Consider the following 20,845-nt stretch of genomic DNA (forward strand, 5'->3'; position numbering starts at 1 on the left):
GCCCAATCCCCAATCCCCAATCCCCAATGTTTAAAAAATCCCAGCTAGGGGAACACTGAAATTAACCCAAAGCCAGTTTAGGTAAATGCTATGGGTACTGTCTCCAAAGGAAATGTCACCGTGGTATTGTTTTACAAGCGTACTAGTTTATTGATTACTTCTATCTTGCTGGGGTTGATAGCTTTGCCAAATATGGGATGGGCACAAAAAACCCCAGACATTAATTCATCTGATGTAACCCCTGCTTACCCACTTTCCCCACCGCCACCGCGAGTAGAACCTTTACCCGATGAGCGCGGAGTTGAAGAAAATTCGCCAAAAACTGATTATCGTGTTGGTAACTTACTAGGAGATGTTACGGGTAATCTTTGGGTAGGTTCTTGGCGGGGACTATCGCGAATTGATCCTAAAACCGGCAAGATTATTTCTCGTGTTAGCTTACCAAATGTTGCCATTGGTGCTTTAGCCCAAGACAAGGTAGGACGTTTGTGGGTAGGAAGTTATGAGGGACTAGTTCGAGTTGACCCCCGCACTAATGAAATTACTGCACAAAATTTATTTTTGCCTTCAAAACGCGTGTTGTCACTGTTACTTGACAAACGGGGTTATTTGTGGACTGGAACCGATAGCGGTTTAGCTCTCATTAGTCCTGACCAAGGCTTGATTATGACAACATTAAAAAATCTGCCTGGTGTCAGCGCTAACGCCCTGACTTTAGATGCTGAAGGTCAATTGTGGGTTGGTACTCTTGATGGATTGGTGCGGATAAATACTGCTAGTGCTGCAATTATGAAGCGAATAGCCGATTTACCAGGGACAACTGTACAAGCTTTAGCTATTAGTCCAGAAGGGTTAATTTGGGCGGGAATGCCGAATAATTTGCTAGTTATTAACCCAAAAAATGGTGCAGTACTGCGGTCTGTAACTCGTTTGCGTGGGCGTGACGTGACTGCGGTACGTTTTGCTAAAGATGGTAGTCTCTGGGTCGGAACTAATAATGGTTTGTTACGATTAAATCCAAATACAGGAGCTGTATTAGACGGAGAAGTTGCTGGACTTCCTTCTAGTCGGGTTATTACCCTTGCACCTGACATCGGCAATAAATTATGGATTGGCACTAGTGAAGGTCTAGCTTGGTTAATGCCCAAAACGGACAGTGCAAAACCCCATATTGCTTTCAGCCGCGCCGTTAAATGATTAGTTAAGAGTTATGAGTTAGGAGTTATAAGTTAAAAAATTTTTTAAATTCAAAACTCCTCACTCCTAACTTTTAACTCAGCACTCACTACTCAGCACTCAGCACTCAAAAAATGGCAATCACTACCCAGCAATTAATTCAATGGAAACAACAGGGACGTTCAATTGTCGCGTTGACCGCCTGGGATTATGCGATCGCTCAACTCCTCGATGCAGCTGGTGTAGACTTAATCCTTGTGGGTGACTCTATGGCAGTAGTTTTAGGGTATGAAACAACACTGCCAATAACTTTGGATGAGATCATATATCACGCTAAATCTGTGCGCCGTGGGGTTAAACGGGCATTAGTAGTTGTAGATTTACCTTTTTTGACGTATCAAGAAAGTCTCCAACAAGCGATGCACTCAGCTGGGCGAGTCTTGAAGGAAACGGGCGCTCAAGCGGTAAAATTAGAAGGTGGCTATCCAGCGATCGCTGAAACTGTGGCTCGTTTAGTAGAAGCCGGAATTCCGGTAATGGGTCATGTGGGTTTGACACCGCAATCAATACATCAACTGGGTTTACGACAACAAGGAAAGACGCAAGAAGCTAGTGAGAGGATTTTACAAGAAGCGATCGCTCTCGAACAAGCGGGTGTATTTTCTCTAGTTTTAGAGCATATACCCGCAGATTTGGCAATGCAGATTTCACAAAAATTGAGTATTCCCACAATTGGTATCGGTGCGGGAATTCACTGTGATGGACAAGTTTTAGTTACTTCAGATGTCCTTGGACTGGCAGAAAAGCATCCACCATTCGCCAAAGTTTACACAAATTTGCGCGAGACGATTACCAAAGCCGTGCAAGATTATGCTGTGGAAGTGCGAGAGCGGAAGTTTCCTTGACTTCATCATTAACTATGGCTGAAACTGAAGCAACAAATTTCTTAAAAGTTCTACTTCAAAAAGATCCAGAGCAAGTACAAACTTGGTTGAGAATGGTTTGGGCAGAGCAACAGCAAGTACCAGAAAAATTTAACTGGCTTGGTTTGGCTGAAGTGTCTACTTTCAGAGCGCAAGAACTAGCCAATGAAGAATCTAATAAATCTCATTCAGAGAGCCTTGCTTGGGCAAAGATAGCAAGTTCAGTTTACAAATTTTTAGCTGAAAATAATCCTAGTTTTTCTGAGCGATATCTAGATTCTTTAATGACATTACGAGCTTACATGATCCTAAAATTTGGTGCCCTTCCAGGAAATCCAGTTCTCGATATACAGCAGATTGTTACTTATTTTTTTGATAATTTACACATTTCCTACCAAGAAGCATTAATTAAAGCAACAGATTGGAGAGAAGCTTTAGCAGCCAATAATCCAGAAGAAACTCAAAAAAAGTTTGATAGCGAACTGGAAGATATCAGAAAACTAAGGTTGATTAAGAGTCGCTTAGGAATCATTAAACAATTATCTAAATTTCTTCCAAACGAGGAACTCAATATTTGGATTTCACTTTGGGAGAAATTGCCCTGAGTCATGCTGCTTAAGTATTTTTAAATTCTTTGATATACGTAGTATTACCACAACCTAAATGATTAAATCAACAATAACTACTAAAGAAAAGTTAAATAAAGGGCTAATCGAGAACATAAAAAACCCCGACTTAATAGCCGAGGTAGATGGGAGAAGTCCAAATGTCGATGGGATATTGTAAAACCGAAGTCTGTTTTTCTTAGTTAATACCCAACGTAACCAAAACTATATAGGTAATAGACAAGGTGCAATTTTAGCTATGCAGCTTGCTTTGGGACTTTACTAAGCTATGTAAATAAATATAACAATAATCTTACAAATGGTCAACTAGACTTGACAAACAAAGGCTGATATATTTTATAAAGACTACTTATCAAGGCAGTACGAGCGGCAAATAAAACGGGTTACTGGGTAAGATAGTGGGATGAAAATGAGAACCGATCTTTTGGGGAGTAGAAAAACTAAGCGATTAGCTGCAAAATTCAGGGTAGGTGGAATTAAGCCAGAGATTAGAGAAGCTAGCTACTAGATCGCCAAAGTCTTTACAATTCCCTTGTTGACTCAAAAAAGTATTTCTCGACCTATGACGAATCAAGCTCCTATCCCGGTTATTGTCAACGGTGCTGCTGGCAAAATGGGCCGTGAGGTGGTTAAGGCGGTGGCACAAACGCCTGACTTAAACCTAGTGGGTGCAATTGACTACAGTTTAGAACATCAAGATAAAGATGCTGGAGAATTGGCGGGTTTAAGCGAACCTCTGGAAGTGCCGATTACCAATCAATTAGAACCGATGTTGGGGTATGTGGCTGGCGACAGACAGTCTCCTCCAGGGGTGATTGTAGACTTTACCCATCCCGATTCAGTTTATGACAATATTCGCAGTGCGATCGCTTACGGTATTCGTCCTGTAGTCGGCACTACTGGCTTAAGTCCAGAACAAATTCAAGACTTGGCAGACTTTGCCGACAAAGCTAGCACTGGTTGTCTAATTATTCCTAATTTTTCCATTGGGATGGTACTGTTGCAACAAGCTGCGATCGCAGCCTCCAAATATTTTGACCATGTGGAAATTATCGAACTGCATCACAACCAAAAAGCTGATGCTCCCAGTGGTACTGCGATTCAAACGGCACAGTTACTAGGAGAATTGGGTAAAACTTTTAACCCTGCTCTTGTAGAAGAAACGGAAAAATTAGCAGGAGCGAGGGGCAGTATCGCAGATGAAGGGATTAGAATTCATAGCGTGCGCTTGCCGGGATTGATTGCCCATCAGGAAGTGATTTTTGGCGCAGCAGGGCAGATTTATACTTTACGACATGATACGAGCGATCGCGCTTGTTATATGCCAGGAGTGCTACTAGCGATTCGCAAAGTCTTAACGCTAAAGTCGTTAGTATATGGATTAGAAAAGATACTTTAAACTCACTATTGGGCATTCATTACTTAGCACTCATGTTAGTACCACTGACTCGCCAGAAATTTGAACAAGTTGTCCCCCTAATTGCCACTGGTTTGCAGTACAAGTACTACTGGGGGAAGTTCTCAAATTTTTTGCAACGGCTGTTAATTTCTGTAGTTGCGGTAGTTGTTATTTTGCTTGTAACAGTTGTTTTCAAGCTTGAGTTTGCTTCAATAGTATTTGTACTAGGGGTAATTAGCGCTTTTTTTTGGCTGTGGTATCCAGTGTTTCAAGCAAGTATGCGGAATTTACAATGCCGCCGTTACAAGTACGGCGGCTTTTTCCGTGGTCGAGTCCTAGATTGGTGGATTACAGACCAGTTGATGGGTAAAACCGAAACAGTCAACAACAAAGGCGAATTGGTGATTGTAGAAAATCGAGAAAAACAGATAAATTTAGAGATAGGTGATGATACAGGATTTAGCATTGAATTTGTAGCACCATTGCGTCCTGCCCACAAAGTTATTACTCGCGGTCAAATTGCAGAAATGGTAGTGATGTCAAATCGCCCAGATTTGAGCAGTATTGAAGAATTCAGCGATATATACTTTCCCAATCGTGACCTGTGGGTTAGCGATTATCCTTATCTGCGACGGGATTTCTTTAACGAAGTCGGTCGCCGCTTGCGTGAAGACCAACAACAAAAGCCGCGTCGGCGGCGTCGTAGAGTAGAGGATTGAAGAGGTAATTAGTAGACGACCTACACCTTGCATCTACGCAGGGTGCAAGTCATTTAATAATTACGAGCCGAATATCGCAAATATCTCTGCAGTTTGCTCTCAACCGCAAAACTTCTCGATGGTTGTCCAAGAGGTTCGAGCATTTAGATTCGGGATAAATCTCTCCTGCCTTCTTGCTAACGAGAGCATCCCACTTTGATGAGTTTCCCTTGCAAACGATAAGTCACTGTCCCGCAGGCAAAACCTGCCGACTTAGGTTCTATATAAGACCGTGTTGGCGGATTTTGTTTATCTAACCGCGATTTCCAATCGCCAGATATTTTTTCTAGAGTGGGATACTTGCTTAAAAATTGTGAGCCTGCAACAATATCGTGAGGCCCTTTAACATTTATTTTAGAACTATTAATGTAGATATTATAATCATAAATAACGTTTTTATTTTTAGTCTTATTATTAATATTTTTTCCAGGAAAAGCATAGAGAATATTCCTTAGGATTTTGACGTCAGATGAGGTATGAGCAAATATTTGCCCGCCATTAAGTTCTGGACTCTGATTATTTAAAACAGCTGTGTTATTTACAATATCAACATGCTCGCTTAAAAATGCATGAATACCCGATCCGCCATTATTAAATGCAAGATTGTTTTTAACTAAAGTATATCCTTTATATGCATCCAATTTGGAGTTATTCTGATCGTTTCTAGAACTATCGATAATAATACCATTACCGTCGGTGATCTTTCCGACTGCAATCCAAGGGATGTACATGCGATTGTTGTAGGTTTTGTTGTTAGTAACAAACATCTTGTATCCCCGCTTGTTGTCAGAATTCCAACTATTCAAAATCGAAATGCCACTGCAACCATAAACGCTATACCAAGCATTATCAAACACTTCGTTATTATCTATTGTCACATAGTCTGATTCAATCGCTGAAATGCCTGCTCCTCCACACCCATGTACCTTGTTATTGACAATACGTATATGGTGACTACGACCATCTTTTCGTCCATCTACATTAATGCAGTTTCCATTCGTTAGCGGGTTTTGTTTATTAGTTTTCTGACTCATCGCATAATCAAGGGTTATGTTGGCATTATTTCCTATCACCTCCAACCCATTTATCTCAATATATGACGCTCCCTTGTGAATGAAAATTCCCTGCCATCCATTGTGTTGAATTTTCGGCTGATGTCCAGGATATGCTTTAAACTTAATCCATGCATTTGCTGTTCCAGAGCGAGTAATAGATACTACGTCCCCACTTGGTTTTGCATTCCTGTAGACTCCGTTCATAATCAATACTGTATCGCCAGGGTTAGTCAGATTTGCTGCCCTTTGAATTGTTCTAAAGGCAGATGAAGTAGAGAGTCCGCTATTTTTGTCATTTCCAATACCACTAACATAGTATGTTTTCGCAGTTGCCCTAATGCTGATTAGCTGATGGCTAGATAGGATAATTTGTTTGTTAGTGAATACCTGAGGGATGTTTTCAACTAAAAATGTTTTTATCCTTTCTCGCTCAACCAAAAGACCTAATACCACGGGAATTGCAAGATATGCGCTTAACCTGAAACCTCGAATTACCACAACAAAAGGCTCCTTTATAGGCACTACTTAACAAAAATATAATATCAGGATATGTCAGTACTTTTAAATACTATTTGGCATCAAGGGTATGATAGAGTCGACTTTTCTAGCTCCCCCGATTTTTATCTTGTCCATAGGCTTGCCAAGCTAAGTCTACCAATCCATCAACGATCGCAGCTGCTACAACTGCATTACCTTTGCGGCCGTCAATTGTGATGTGAGGCACTAGAGAGTCTTGTAAACGCTCCTTGGCTTCATCAACATTTACAAATCCCACTGGAGTTGCGATTATTAAAGCAGGTCTAATTTCCTCAACTTCAATTAAATCCACCAGTGCAGTCAGGGCCGTTTGCGCTTGACCCACCACAAAAATGCCCTCTGGATAACGCTTTGCTAAGGTTTCTATTCCCCATGCTGTGCGAGTTTTTTCTTTTTGAGGGCGTGTTAGAGCTTCCATACTGCAATACACTGGATTCGCAAAGGTGTTTTGAATGTCATAGGCAATACCTACTTGTACCATCGGGACATCTACCACAATCGTGGTACGTGCGGCTAGCGCTGCTGCTCCAGCTTGCAAGGCACGCTCAGAAAAACGAATCAAAGACTTATACTCAAAGTCAGCCGTGGCGTAGATTACCCGACGCACAATCTCATACTCTGCGGGTGAAAAGACATGATCGCCAATTTCACTATCAATGATTGCTAAACTTTGAGCATCAGTTACGTGCCATTCCATTTTTGTTGAGCTTCTCAAATATTAGCTTTCAGCTTATCAGCTTCAGAGAGTTAAGAGTTAGGAGTTAGGAGTTAGGAGTTATGAGTTAATTAAACTACTCACTCCTAACTACTGACTCATAACTCATTACTAGAAGACCGACTGAAAATAGGAGATAGGTAGGCAACCAAGACGCCAATGAGAAACCCAGAGATATTGCGAACTAAAGGCAACCAGTCGCTTGTACGTGTCACAACTGGCCCAATGCCGAAGGCAATAAACAATATTCCCCACAGAGGTGAGAAAATTAAAGCCCATTGCCAAGCAAAAACTTGTCCTTTTTCGCGGGGTTGAGCTGCAAATCCACAAATCACCCCACCAATAACTGAGGTAATCAAGGTGAGAATCCACTGCTCTCGTGGTAGTCCGGGGACAACATTGCAACCCCCTTTAAGCAAACAGCCTTTAACCGATTCTAAGGCTTGTAGAATGGCTTGGTCTTCGCCTTGTTCGCGGACAAAGTACAAATTACCGAAGCGGGTTTGCAGTTCTATCCAAAAAGTCCGGGGTAAAAGTTCATAAACAGCATCACCGACGCTAAAACTGAGGATGTTACCACCACGAGAATCAGCAACGAGTAGAATGCTTTTGTCATCCAAACCCCAATATTTGATAACCGCGCGACCTGGGGTGCGGTCATACTGGGTCAATACTCGCAATTTCCAGCCTGTGTCAGCTTCAAACTGCTCTAAATCTTTGACAAGCTTTTCTTCTTGCAGCACAGGCAGAGATTTAGCTAAATCTACAACTGGGGTAAAGGTGTCAGGAAGTAACTCAGGATTGTCATAAGCCAGTGCTGGGGGAGAATGCAGGACCCAAATTGACCCAGCCAGGAAAAATATTGCAATAGATACTAGAATTCGTCGCCAAAAACAAGATTGCATGGACGTTTTTATACAAATATTAACGGTAAAAGCGAACAAGTTGTTTTAAAAGAGTACTAGAAAAATGATAGTTCTTTACACTTGTTTACTTTACTCTAATCTAGGGGATCAAAGCAAAGCGTTTTTGAGTATTGGGCATGGGGCATTGGGCATGGGGCATGGGAAAGAGGCAGGAAACGTAGATTGGGTTAAGCGTTCGCGTAGCGTCCCGTAGGGAAGCGCAACCCAACAAAACAACGTAAATGTTGGGTTTTGTCCCTCAACCCAACCTACAATTAAGTCTAATTTGGGGTTTGAAAACACGCTCTAGGGACTAGGAAAGAGTTTTCAAATACCAATGCCCAATGCCCAATGCCCAATGCCCAATGCCCTAATTCAATCTTCGTCATCGAAATTGTTTTCCCAGCTAGCAGCGTCGTTATAACCGTCATTAGTGCGGTACACTTCTGCTTTGATTCGGCGATTTTCTTGCCTTAGCACTTCTCGTTCTCGCAACGTTAGAGGTGGTTTTTCATTGCTTGGCAAGCGATCGCTCGTCCGCCTTACGGGTTTTTGGCGTGTGAAGTTTTTCCAAGCAGCTTTCGCACCAATAAAGATGCTGCGTGTACCTACTTGCAGATTTTGAGCCTGTTTTCTGGCGCTATCAAGGCTTTGATCGACTTGCTTCACGACTTGACTAGCACTTTTTACGCCTTCACTGACATCATCAGTTAAGTCAGTGAGTTCTAAGCCAGTCACGCGGATAGCTTCTAAAGTGGGTGGCAACTCCCGTGAGAGGGTATCAAATAATTTTTCTGCACTGCGAGCAGCGCGTGCTAACTCCTGCAAAGCCGGTATCGCCGCCACTAAAACCGCAGTCAAGCTTGTGGCGACTAAAAGTAAGGAAAGTCCCAACCAAAACAGGGGTTCAATCACGGTTGTGTCATTTATGAGCGTTCTAATTGCTGGGGAAGCGAATCTGAGTCTTCAACAGATGTTTGTCGCTTTAAGACTTGGTTTTCTCGCTGGCTGGCGTCTACACCTGCTGCGATCGCTTCCCGTAATCTATCTAAAGTGTCATCCCAGTTTCGTAATGCGCTAGCAGAGAGACGATCTGCCTGAATTTGCACACTCATTGATAAATCTTCTGCCAATTCTGGGATAGCATTGGCAGATTTTTTCAAAATTTTACGCGTTTCGCGCCCTGTGCGTGGAGCTACGAGTAAACCGGTTAAAGCACCGATGGTAGCTCCTAGCATCAAACCGCCAAAAAATACTCCAGAACGGTTATTAGACATCTTATTGTTTCTCTCCTTACACCCATTTTAGGTGGGTTTTCTCCCCTTGTAAGACTCAACCGATTTTATTCAGTTAATCTATGGTGACAAAATATTAGCCAGAAATGTTGCTTTTATTCATTAATACTAAAAGCATTAATTACTTATAATTCAAAACTCCCTGTATCTCCCAAAGTTTTGATACCTCTGGTAAGCCTTCTGGCGGGCGTTTCTTTGTGTTATGTCTTGCGTAGTTTCGTACCCGGTATGGCTAGGTTGCTTAAGATTAGGGTATGGAAAGGGGAAGCAATGCCTGCGGCGGGCTACGCCTACGCTAGAAGCCAATCCACCCTATGGGATCTTACTACGGACTTCTCTCTATCTCCCTGCATCACCCCTAATCATAAATGTTCATCTGAACCTGGCATACAGAAGATTTCAAGTTGGTGAGTTACACAAGCTAATTCTGTTTCCCAGGTATAAAGCGTGTTTTACTCCTGAATTCTGAATTCTGAATTCTGCTGTAACTCATTTTGTAACTGTTCTTTTCCCAGATATTAACTCTAGCTTCGGAAAATAACGCTGCCAGATTTGCCGCCCTAGCAAAAGTAGACTGATAATTTGCCGCACTTGTTGAATTTGCATTTGTAGCGCTTGATTTCTCTGCCGTAAGTTATAAATATTCTGTTGGCTGAGATAAATATTTTCGGGTGCTTTATTCAGTGCTGCATTGGTACAACTTTCATCGGCGGTTAACCTATCTGCTATATATGCTAGCTGCTGCTTAAGTTGCCACACCCGCCAAGCTACATAGAGTAATACCAGTGAAATCAAGGTGTTAATTATGACAACTAAAATTACCATTGTTTATCTTGACCAATATTAGCTTTGAGGAATTGTTCTATATACTTGATTTGGCTCTTATTTAATGATGAAGAAACTAGAGGATAAAATTTATGGCGCAAAGTACATCCTGAATTTTGGCAATAAAAAGTAGTTAGATGATGCTCTAAGCGCTATTGAAAGGTTTTACTAGGTGAAAATTAGTGTAACAAAGGCTGATGCCTAAAAAATCGCCAATTTGCCAATTTTGTAACAACGATATATCCACACCTCGCAAAACCACAGCTACAATTGCCTTAGATTCACGACTCGGTTTGCGAAATCAACCCGTATGCTCGATAAGCCCCATCATTACTACCTCCCACTCTTTAACCCGATCGTCCTAGTCAATTTGCGACCTTTGTGGGATGTAAGCACAATGGTATAGACCCTTCAACAGATGATAAGAGAACTACACTCCTTGGAGACTCCCAGCATTGCTTTTATTATTGTGCTCCTACCTCTACCAGTTTTCCAGCCTGTCGTGTGCAGTTAACTAATATTTTGCCTGTAAAAGAGAACGAACCGCATTCGCGCAGCGTCTCGTTAGAGAAGAGCGCAAAGGGAGAAGGAAAAAAGAGAAATTGAAATTTGATTCACCTATCAGAATTAATGGGACAGACCACTAGTGGTTCGCCAACCAAAAATTGCTGGGTGTGGACTGAGGAAACAGACAACTGATAAAGGAGAAAGTCTATTAATTTCTCTTCCCTTAACCTTTACCCTTTTCTTTGCCGAAGGCTTCCCCGTCAGCCCTTAACCTCTTCCCTGCTGAAGACTTTCCCCTGGTATTTTACTAATACTTTACCAATAATGATTATCTTTTTTTATACATCCACTAGGAGCTGAGGATGTCAAAAAAATCACCATTGAATAATTTCTTTCCAGCTATTCTTGCTGCCTTGACGATTGGATTTGTTGGGTGTGGAAATCAAGCTGTAAGAACTACATTCACTCAGACTAACACCCAGGTAAATGAGAATCTTCCCCAAGTTGTAGCGACTACAAGCGTACTGTGTGACTTAACCAGGCAGGTTGCCGGAAATACAGTTAACCTCACCTGCTTAATTTCCCCTACTGCCGACCCCCAATTTTATAAACCAAAACCGGAAGATCGTAAAGCCATTCAGCAAGCTAATCTTATTCTTTATAATGGTTACAATTTTGAACCAAATCTGATCAAGTTAATTAAAGCGACTAAAAACCCTACACCAAAAATAGCCGTTGCTCAACTGGCAGTGCCTAAGCCACAAAAATTTCAGGCAGGTGGTAAGAATGTAACCGATCCTCATGTTTGGCACAATACCAAAAATACTATCAGAATGGTGGAGGTAATTAATAGTAATTTGAGAAAATTACAATCTAGTAATGCAGAAGCTTATACCAGTAATACTAAAAAAATTACAAATGAACTCACTCAACTAGATAGCTGGATTAAGTCAAGAATTGCTAGTATTCCTACCAAAGAACGTAAGTTAGTTACAACCTCTGATGCACTGAGTTATTACGCCAAAGCATACCGTATTTCATTGGCAGGAGGATTGCAAAGTATTAGTACTAACGAAAAGCTGACAGCCGAACGAGTCAAAAATTTGGCTACAAACATTAAACGGGCTAAAGTGTCAACAATTTTTGCTGAAGTGGAAATTAATCCTAATCTGATTCAATCTGTAGCCACAGAAGCTGAAGTGAACATTTCTGACAGAAAGCTATATGCTGAGGGACTTGGTGAACCAGCAAGCGACGCGGACACTTATCAGAAAATGATGATTGCCAATACACGCACAATTGTAGAAGGACTAGGAGGGACGTATTTGATATTTGAAACGAAAGCTGCTAGGTAGCTCTAGAATATCAATTCATTGACATCCTCCCCGCACTAAAGTGACAGGGATTCCAAAGATCACTCTTTGGTTTTCCTCTTTCCACGACCCGACTTACTTGGAGGGATTTCTCCACCCACGCAGAGGTCGATGTCTCCAGAAGCGATTAACGTTCCTGTGTGCCCCATAGTACGGAGTCCAATCCTTTACGCATCACGACTCGTAAAAAAGATTGTGTTATTCAAATTTATCAAGTGTCCACCATACCAATGCTTTCTTTTGCATCTCTTTGATGAACCCATCTTTCCCATCCATATATCCGATGATATCGTTAGGATATTGTTTCGCTAACTTACGTTTTAATTCACTATATTTCTGTGCATCTTCGGGATGTGCAATCATGTAATCCCGAAATGCTAAGTGTCGTTCTACTTCCGGTGATCTGACTGTGAAAATGTGGACATGATGCGTTCTTGTACCTGCATTCTCTTTACGGAAGAAACGACGACCTGGTATGCCAAACTCGCCCATTACTTCATAAGCCAATGCTTCCATACCCAAACTATGATCATCGACTTTGGCAATGTTTTCAACTTCAACCAACAAATCAATAATGGGTTTGGCATATATATGTGGAATTGCTGTGCTGCCAATATGGTGAATAGCAACTACATTTTCACCTAGTGTAAGCGCAACATGCTTTGATTCATCGTCGAATTTGCCGCGCCATCTTGGATTATGTGGTACTACTTCTACTTTCATCAGGATTTAGAAACAACATTTTTGAATTTGAATTCAAAATTTAAAATCCAAAATTGATTCACCATCCCCAAGTACCAGGAGCGCCTTTAAATGGCCCAACAATATCACTGGTTATCCAACCGCCATAGAAATTACCTGGTTGTGGTTGCACCTCTTCGCCATTAACGTAGCATTTATCCATTAAATGAGCATAAAAAGCTACATAGTCCTTGATAGATTCAAAGGCTGGTGTGGGTTTGGGGTAGAACCAGGCAGCATTATGGACTTCTTTATCACCAACTCGGATTGTGTAGTAGCCAGCACTTCCCTTCCACTCACAAAAGCTAGATTGCGGAGTCATCTGTAGATATTCCATTTTGATATCCGCTGGGGGAATGTAGTAAGAAGGAGGATGACTAGTTTCTAAAACACGTTTGGCGTTGTGAGTATCTACAATTACTAAGCCGTTAAAGATTATTTGAATATGTTTGGTTGTGTCCTCCAAAAGAGGAGGACGGGGATAATCCCAAACTGATTCTTGTCCAGGAGCAGGTTCGATGCGTTGAAAATTAACCATCATCAAGAGTGTTGAGTGCTGAGAGAGGAAAAAGTACTCAGTACTGATGTACTTAGTGAAGCAGCAACTCTGCTTGTGGAGTGACTACGGTCTTTTAACTCAACCCTCTTCATCGTACCTCTTTAAGAGCATCAACTTGCTTGGTAAACAACTCAGTGAATAAACTAAGCACAGTTCGTTCTTCGCGCACTTTTATATTGGCACTGATAGACATACCTGATTGCAAGTTAACTTTTTTGCCCTTAATCACTAGGGATTGCTTATCTAATGAGACTTTTGCCGGAAATCTGTAAAACTGATGGGTTTGGTCTGGCGGTAATGCGTCTGAACCTATTCCAGTCACTTCTCCCTTGATATCGCCAAACTCACTGTAAGGAAAGGAGTCAATTCTGACATCTACCTTCATACCTTTTCGCACAAACCCAATATCTTTGTTAGTGATGAAAACTTCAGCGATATAGTTTTCTTTGGGGACAATTTGCAACAGTTTTGTAGTTGGAGTTGCGACAAATCCAGGATTTTTTGCTTGCAAATCGAAAACTGTTCCCGCCACAGGTGCGCGGAGTTCTTGATATTTAACGTTTAACTGTGATTGAGATATTTTACTATTGACATCTGCCAAACGCTGCTCATTATCCAGCACAACTTTCATGAATTGGCTATCGATTGTGGCAATCTGCTGTTTGTTCTGAGCTATCTTATCCAAAATGTTTTTATCAGAAACAGCCACCGTATTGCTTAACTCTTGTTGTCCTTTTTCTATATCAAACTGGAGGCGTTTCAGTTCCTCACCTAGTTGCGCTACTTCCGCCGTGCGGTTTTGTACTTCTTGTTGCTGATTGAGATACTGAAGTTGAGAAATACCACCTTCTTCTGCTAATATCTTCAACTTATTTAAAATCCCCTGTTGAATAGCTAAACTTGATTTACTATCTTCCAATTTAATTTGATTTTGAGTAAATTGTTTTTTGGTTTTTTCTACTTCTAATCGCGCCGATGAGGAGCGAGAGTCTAATTCCTGTTTGGCAACTCGTAGAAGTTGTTGTTCATCAATTCCTACTCCAGAATCTTGACCAGAATTTTTTAATTGAGTGCGGAATAATTCATTTTCTGCTACTAATGCTGCCCGACTTTTCAGCAGAAAAGCAGTTTCTTGTGGCAAATTACCGCGCAAATATAACAATTCAGATCCATTGGCCGTGCTTGCATTCATCAATCGGCGATAAATCTGGTTTTCTTTCATTAATGCAAGGCGAATTTTATTCAAAGAATTTAATTCGGCAACAGAGGCTATGGAATCAAAAGTTAGCAGTAAAGTTCCTGGCTTTACTTCTTGTCCATCTTTTACATTAACTGTTTTCACCACTCCACTAACAGGAGCTTGAACTTCTTTGACTGTTCCTTGGGGTTTTAATTGCCCTGTTGCTGGTACTACTTGCTCAATTTTTGCAAAATAAGCCCAAGCAATTCCAAAGCAGGCTAGCCCCACGAGTGTAATCATGATTGTACGCGACCAAATTGGAGATTGGCGCAAAACAATAGATTGCTCAAATTCCTGAGTGTTTGAGTTAATTAAAGACTCTTGAGCAGCTTTCTGTTGTTTTGTTAGTACCTGTGAATCGTGCTTCACTCCATTTTTGTGATTGCCGTTGAGGTGATTGCCATTAAGTTGAGTCATAACGATTTTGGGTTTTGGATTTTGAATTTTTTGTAGGGTGGGCAATGTTTCCCGATGCCAAAAACCTTTGCCCTCAAGAATGACTAATTACAAGTTTACATCTTGTTGCTGATACAGGTAATAATAATGACCTTTAGTAGCCATTAATTCTTGATGGCTACCTTGTTCTATAACCCTGCTGTTATCCATCACAACAATCATGTCTGCATTACTCACGGTGTTCAGTCGGTGGGTAATAAAAAATACTGTATCACCCTTGAATGCTTTGGCTAAGTTGAGACATATTTGCCGTTCTGTGGGATAATCTAATGCACTAGTTGCTTCATCTAAAACTAATAATTTTGGTCGTTGTAAAACAGAACGAGCGATCGCAATTCTTTGTCGTTGTCCACCTGAAAGTGCAGAACCCCGTTCTCCCACCCGCGTGTTGTAACCGTTGGGCAAGTTCATGATAAACTCGTGGGCGCAGGCAACCTGAGCCGCTTCGATAATTTCTTCGGTTGTCGCATCGGGATTGGTTAGGGCAATATTTTCCTGAACGCTGCCGTCAAACAATAATGTTTCTTGGGGAACTACACCAATTTGTCGTCGCAAGGAATAAAGTTCTACTTTGGCAATATCATAACCATCAATCAAAATTCTGCCGGACTCAGTTTCGTAAAGTCTCAGCAGTAATTTCATCATCGTACTTTTACCAGATCCACTTTGTCCGACAATGCCGACAAATTTCCCTGGCGCAAATTCGAGGTTGACATTAGAAAGTTGCAGAGGACCACTTGTACCAAACCGGAAGGAAACATTTTCGTATTTCACTGCTCCCTTAATCGTAGGTAAGGGTATATTGTAGCGGTCTGTTTCTCCTTCTTGTGGGGTATCGACAATATCGCTTAAACGTTCTAGAGACAAGGCAGTTTCTTGGAAGCTTTGCCAGAGTTGAGCTAAACGTAATATTGGGCTGGTGACATAACCCGATATAATCCTAAAAGCAATTAATTCACCTAAAGTTAATTGTTGTTGCAGTACTAAATAAGCTCCTACCCACAAAACTAGTAAGCTGCTGAGTTTGTTGAGAAAGTTGCTGGTAGAGTTAGCGAGGGTAGAAGTCACAACTGTTTTAAAACCAGCGGCGACAAACCGGGCGTAACGCTCTTGCCAGGAAAAGCGCGATCGCAATTCGATATTTTGCGCTTTTACTGTTTGAATTCCTGACATCACTTCCACTAAATAAGATTGAGTTTCGGCGTTGCGTTCGGCTTTGGCACGTAACTGTCTGCTAATAGTGGGAGAAGCAATTAAGGTGATCACTACAAACACGGGGATTGTGCTTAAGCCGACTAAGGTGAGTTGCCAACTATAAATCAGCATTACACCGATATAAACCACCGAGAACAGAGCATCCAACCCCACTGTTAAGGCAGTACCCGTGAGGAATTGGCGGATATTTTCTAGTTCGTTGATGCGAGTGGAAAGTTCACCCACCGGTCGGCGTTCAAAATAGCGCAGCGGTAGACGTAATAAGTGGTCAATAATTTGTGACCCTAAACCCATATCGATCCGATTAGTGGTATCGACAAATAAGTAGGTTCGTAAGGTAGTCAACACTGCTTCAAATAGCCCGACTACTAATAGCAAAACCCCTAAAATATGTAGTGTGCCAATACTATTTTGAGTGATAACTTTGTCGATAATTAACTGAACGACTAGGGGATTTGCCAACGCTGCCAACTGCACGAAAAAGGAAGCAATAAAGACCTCTATCAGGACTCGACGGTGGCGTGACAAATAGGGTATAAACCACCGCAAACTAAAACGCTCTTGCGGCGTTTGATTGGTAGCGTTCAGCAGTAATACCCTAACTTTGGGCGGAAAGTCAGTTGGATCGACATCTAATTGTTCAACCAATTGAGCGGGTTTGCAACGCACAATTCCTTTGGATGGAACACCCACAACCACGGTATTTGCATTTACTTCATATAAAACGGCAAAATTATCACCATAATGAATCAGCGCCGGTGTCGGAATGCGCGTCACTGAGGCGACTGGTAACTCTATCAACTGCGCTTTAAGTCCGATTAACTCTGCCAGGTAAGCAGTAACTTGAAACGATATAGTCCCCTGACGTTTGATTTGCTCAGTTAAGATGCGGCGAACCACCTCTCGACGAAACGGTATTTCTAGGTGCTTCGCGATCATTTGGAAGCAGGCGAAGGCTGAATTTAGTTCTCCTTTACCGCCAAAAAATGGGTATTTTTGTTTTGACGAATTCTTTGAGTTTTGGGGGGCTGTCTCTGGAACTATTTCGTCTGATGCGTAGGGAATAATATCTAGGTCGTCAGCGCTATCTCTATCTACTCTGGTTTCAGTTACCGCAAGTTCTATCTGATGACTATCTTCTAAGATCAAATCTGACGGATGTATACCAAGCAAGCGTGCGGGGTTTTGACCGATGACCTGGATCTTGTCTCTGTCATCATCTGATTCTAAGCGATCACCAGGTGAGAAATTCGTGACTGTACCACCGCCACTCACAAACCAAACGCTTTTGCTATCGAGTTGGTGGAAGGGAATTTTTCCTAAAGGGAGATAGTGTATTTTCGCCTGTGGTAAGGCTTTTTCTGCCAGTTCTCTGAGATTTAAGGTAGCGATCGCTTGCTTTTGCCAATAGGAACCGAGAATATCGAAAACTTCTACCAAATAACTGCGGTTCTTACGAGCTTCGGCAAAAGCTGGGTATGAAGCCAGAAAGCTAAAATATGCTGATGCACTCAAGGTTAAACAGACTACTTCGGTGGAAGCGATCGCTGTTTCACAGGCGATATCGCGCAACAAACCAATTTCACCGATAATTTCCCCAGGTTGCAGTAATTTTAGGGTGATTGGCATTTGCGTCTGGGGATCGTATCCCAACAGCCGCACTTGTCCCTCATAAATGATCGTGATGCGTTCCGGAAGACTTTCTTTACCAATGATTTTCTGGCCTATGCGATAACGCCAGGCTTGCAGTTGTTCTGATAGATTAGCGATCGCTCCATCTGGCAACTGCTCAAACCCCTCTAGGGTGGTGAGAAATTCGGGAAAAGTGTTCTTAATATAAGTCATATAAAACAAGTTAAAGAGAGGAATTAAGTCAAAATATTAGGGAGTATCTCTTTTACTAACAGTGGCAGTGTTTGGTTTTATGCCAGCAGTGACAAGAGTTCTGTGGAATTCAGGCGTTTAAATATGTAAAAGCACAGAGGGTAAGTTCGTCTAATTGCAGACCTGTATTTATATCACACGGTTACGATTGTTATGCGTTTTTCAAAATAAAGCATACTGTAAATAGATTGAGGACAAGTTATCACTTGGTTAATACTACATAATTTATACAAAATTAAAATCAATATCTTAGTATTGCAGCTATGCAAGATGGATACTCATCATCAAACCAAAACACATAAACGTGGTTGTTAAATTTAGCGCTGCATATTTTACTTTATGATAATCAACATGAAAATATCACAGATGCTTTCCTAAGTAAATACCCTAATGAAAAATTATGTAATAAAAAAACTTTAAATTTCTGAATTATTTTTTACAAATTCTCGAATATAGAGATTGAGAATATCACTAATGGTGAAAAACAGGAGCTTTCCTCGTTAAACATCACCTATACCTAATTATGAAAGAATTCTCCATCACTTTTTTGCTAGCTTAATTTAATAAAAATTAACTGGAAAAGTAAAGGTGAAGATTTTTTCTCACCTTAGAGGAATCAACTATTAAATTTATGAAGGAAAGACAATAACTGCCTTCAGTAAATTTACTAATTTAATTAATAGCGAGTCCATTTAATCACCATGCATAAAATAACCTCATCCCGGTTGCGGCATGAGGTTGTTTAATTTTCCTAAGTAATTACTCGCCTTTGATACTAGGCAAGATTGGTACTCAAATTGACCTGCACAATCACATCGTTGTAATCTTTGTCACCACCATTTGCTAAATCTTCAAAACCAAAGGTATTATTTCCCAATAGCCGAATGTGATCTACCTTATCTGAGTTAGCACCCAAAAATGTGAAGTAAACATTTTTATTGGCATTGCCATTCAGAATCGCATCGGGTCTGCCATCCACAATAATAAATGGTGCAAACAGAGAATTCGGGCCGAAAGTGCCAGTATAATTTGCAGTACCTTGGTTGTCCACCGCCAAGTCAATGCCTCCAACACGCCCACGCACAGCGGCTTCGGCGTAACCAGCCTGGCCAATGAGAATATCTGCTGTGCCATCACCATTGGTGTCAATACCACCATTCTCATCAGTCACCTGATAGAAGCCGACAAAGTTATTGTAAGATGCCTCTCTGTTGACTTGAAACTCAGCTGTTATCGGTTGTGTCACACTCCGTAAATCAATCAGTTCGCCTTGATATTTGCCTTGCAGACCAGTACCCAAAGATACCTCTTGATTGGTTGGCTGAATATTCACTACCAAATTCTGGAAATTAAGAGAAAACCCTTCATCTTCTATGTTGTTATTTGTCGCTGAGGAAAAAAGCACACTTGAGAAGGGGGTTTTTCCAGACAGTACACCCTGAGTAGTACTGTTGGATACCAGATAAAATCTGAGTTTGGTATCAGAGTCGAATTCTAATATGTTTTTCAGGTCAGCAAGATTAAAACCATTAGGCAGATTGGCAAGAGCGGAGAAAACCACCTTTGAACGCAAAAGAGCCGCTTGCGTATAGCCTTCTGCACCAGGGGCTATGCCGTTAATCCTACCTTGTTCATCGTCAACAGTAAATACACTTAGTTCATTCACCTCTTTAGAGGTGTTGTTTTTTATCTTGACTGAGAGTTTTCCTTTATCACCTTTAATGTTCAGCTTAGTCTTGACACTAAAGATATCGCCTGTAATTTTTGTCACTACAGCAGTATCGTCAGCAACCGCAAGTTTAAACACATCACTGGTTTGCTCTCCAGCAATATCCTTAGCTGTGACTTTGATGTTCAAACTACCTACGTCCTCATTCTCAGGAGTACCACTGAACGTAAGGGTAGTAGGATTGAAGTTCAACCAAGTGGGTAGTAGGTCATCATTTTCCAGAGTTGCAGTGTAGGTGAGGATGTCTCCAACATCCGCATCACTAAAGGTGTCAGCTGGGACTGTAAAGTTGAAGAGTGTGTCTTCGGTAACTTGTTGGTCTGCAATTTCTTTTACCAAGACTGGAGGATCATTGACATTATTAACCGTGAGTTTAAACACATCACTGGCTTGCTCTCCAGCAACATCTTTAGCGGTAACTTTGATATTTAGACTACCTACGTCCTTATTCTCAGGAGTGCCACTGAAGGTACGGGTAGTAAGATTGAACTTCAACCCATTTGGCAGAGGTTCATCGTTTTCTAGAGTTGCAGTGTAGGTGAGGATGTCTCCAACATCCGCATCAGTGAAGGTGTCATCTGGGACAGTGAAGTTGAAGAGTATCTCTTCGGTGGCTTGTTGATCTACAATTTCTTTTACCAAGACTGGAGGATCATTGACATTATTAATCGTGATTTTAAACACATCACTGGCTTGATCTCCAGCAACATCTTTAGCGGTAACTTTGATGTTTATACTACCTACGTCCTTATTTTCAGGAGTGCCACTGAAGGTACGGGTAGTAGGATTGAACTTCAACCCATTTGGCAGAGGAGCATCGTTTTCTAGGGTTGCAGTGTAGGTGAGGATGTCTCCAACATCCGCATCAGTGAAGGTGTCATCTGGGACAGTGAAGTTGAAGAGTATCTCTTCGGTGGCTTGTTGATC

17 protein-coding genes are annotated in these 20,845 nt (G+C 41.4%); 6 read left to right on the plus strand and 11 right to left on the minus strand.

Translation table 11 applies throughout. The features are described 5' to 3' along the window. Positions 1 to 90 precede the first annotated feature (90 nt). From HWQ40_RS00625 to HWQ40_RS00645, 5 genes are all read left to right on the plus strand, one after another. Positions 91 to 1,197: a two-component regulator propeller domain-containing protein gene (locus tag HWQ40_RS00625; RefSeq protein ID WP_292774273.1), complete on the plus strand. Its 1,107-nt coding sequence runs from the start codon at positions 91 to 93 to the stop codon at positions 1,195 to 1,197. Positions 1,198 to 1,310: 113 nt separating this feature from the next. Next, the gene (gene panB / locus HWQ40_RS00630; RefSeq protein WP_179063826.1) at positions 1,311 to 2,081 is read left to right on the plus strand and encodes a 3-methyl-2-oxobutanoate hydroxymethyltransferase; all 771 of its coding nucleotides are present in this window, start codon (positions 1,311 to 1,313) and stop codon (positions 2,079 to 2,081) included. Further along, a complete protein-coding gene (locus HWQ40_RS00635) occupies positions 2,078 to 2,704 on the plus strand; it encodes a hypothetical protein (protein WP_292774275.1) in 627 nt (208 codons plus the stop codon). Before panB ends, HWQ40_RS00635 begins: the two co-directional genes overlap by 4 nt. Positions 2,705 to 3,287: 583 nt before the next feature. Further along, positions 3,288 to 4,124, plus strand: a complete 837-nt coding sequence (gene dapB, locus HWQ40_RS00640) for a 4-hydroxy-tetrahydrodipicolinate reductase (RefSeq protein WP_292774277.1) — start codon at positions 3,288 to 3,290, stop codon at positions 4,122 to 4,124. Between the two features lie 32 nt (positions 4,125 to 4,156). Next, a complete protein-coding gene (locus tag HWQ40_RS00645) occupies positions 4,157 to 4,843 on the plus strand; it encodes a phosphate ABC transporter permease (protein WP_292774279.1) in 687 nt (228 codons plus the stop codon). Positions 4,844 to 5,019: 176 nt separating this feature from the next. Here the strand turns inward: HWQ40_RS00645 and HWQ40_RS00650 are convergent, their stop codons facing one another. From HWQ40_RS00650 to HWQ40_RS00675, 6 genes are all read right to left on the minus strand, one after another. Then, a complete protein-coding gene (locus tag HWQ40_RS00650) occupies positions 5,020 to 6,435 on the minus strand; it encodes a right-handed parallel beta-helix repeat-containing protein (RefSeq protein WP_292774283.1) in 1,416 nt (471 codons plus the stop codon). A gap of 106 nt (positions 6,436 to 6,541) precedes the next feature. Beyond that, positions 6,542 to 7,171, minus strand: a complete 630-nt coding sequence (locus HWQ40_RS00655) for a precorrin-8X methylmutase (protein WP_292774288.1) — start codon at positions 7,169 to 7,171, stop codon at positions 6,542 to 6,544. 116 nt (positions 7,172 to 7,287) lie between these two features. Next, positions 7,288 to 8,094 (minus strand): TPM domain-containing protein, encoded by an 807-nt coding sequence (locus tag HWQ40_RS00660; RefSeq protein WP_292774291.1) that lies wholly within the window; start codon positions 8,092 to 8,094, stop codon positions 7,288 to 7,290. A 375-nt stretch (positions 8,095 to 8,469) separates the two neighbouring features. After that, a complete protein-coding gene (locus HWQ40_RS00665; protein WP_292774295.1) occupies positions 8,470 to 9,009 on the minus strand; it encodes a DUF948 domain-containing protein in 540 nt (179 codons plus the stop codon). A gap of 11 nt (positions 9,010 to 9,020) precedes the next feature. Beyond that, a complete protein-coding gene (locus HWQ40_RS00670; RefSeq protein ID WP_292774298.1) occupies positions 9,021 to 9,371 on the minus strand; it encodes a YtxH domain-containing protein in 351 nt (116 codons plus the stop codon). A gap of 507 nt (positions 9,372 to 9,878) precedes the next feature. After that, entirely contained in the window at positions 9,879 to 10,214 is a 336-nt protein-coding gene (locus tag HWQ40_RS00675) for a hypothetical protein (protein ID WP_292774301.1), read from the minus strand. Between the two features lie 869 nt (positions 10,215 to 11,083). Between HWQ40_RS00675 and HWQ40_RS00680 the strand changes: the two genes are divergently transcribed. Then, on the plus strand, positions 11,084 to 12,076 hold the full coding sequence (locus HWQ40_RS00680) for a zinc ABC transporter substrate-binding protein (RefSeq protein ID WP_292774304.1): 993 nt from the start codon (positions 11,084 to 11,086) through the stop codon (positions 12,074 to 12,076). 216 nt (positions 12,077 to 12,292) lie between these two features. Here HWQ40_RS00680 and HWQ40_RS00685 read toward each other — a convergent pair whose 3' ends face one another. The 5 genes from HWQ40_RS00685 to HWQ40_RS00705 all read right to left on the minus strand — a co-directional run. Beyond that, positions 12,293 to 12,817, minus strand: a complete 525-nt coding sequence (locus tag HWQ40_RS00685; RefSeq protein ID WP_292774308.1) for a GrpB family protein — start codon at positions 12,815 to 12,817, stop codon at positions 12,293 to 12,295. A gap of 58 nt (positions 12,818 to 12,875) precedes the next feature. Then, positions 12,876 to 13,373 carry a DUF427 domain-containing protein gene (locus HWQ40_RS00690; RefSeq protein WP_292774488.1) on the minus strand — a complete coding sequence of 166 codons (498 nt, stop codon included), beginning with the start codon at positions 13,371 to 13,373 and terminating at the stop codon, positions 12,876 to 12,878. A gap of 109 nt (positions 13,374 to 13,482) precedes the next feature. Then, positions 13,483 to 15,051, minus strand: coding sequence for an HlyD family efflux transporter periplasmic adaptor subunit (locus tag HWQ40_RS00695; RefSeq protein ID WP_292774311.1), 1,569 nt, complete (start codon positions 15,049 to 15,051; stop codon positions 13,483 to 13,485). A gap of 87 nt (positions 15,052 to 15,138) precedes the next feature. Next, a complete protein-coding gene (locus HWQ40_RS00700; RefSeq protein ID WP_292774314.1) occupies positions 15,139 to 18,150 on the minus strand; it encodes a peptidase domain-containing ABC transporter in 3,012 nt (1,003 codons plus the stop codon). 814 nt (positions 18,151 to 18,964) lie between these two features. After that, positions 18,965 to 20,845 (minus strand): putative Ig domain-containing protein (locus HWQ40_RS00705; protein WP_292774317.1); only part of this gene is annotated, 1,881 nt, incomplete at its 5' end.

The organism is Nostoc sp. NMS9 (genome assembly GCF_017114995.1).
Taxonomy (GTDB): Bacteria; Cyanobacteriota; Cyanobacteriia; order Cyanobacteriales; family Nostocaceae; genus Nostoc.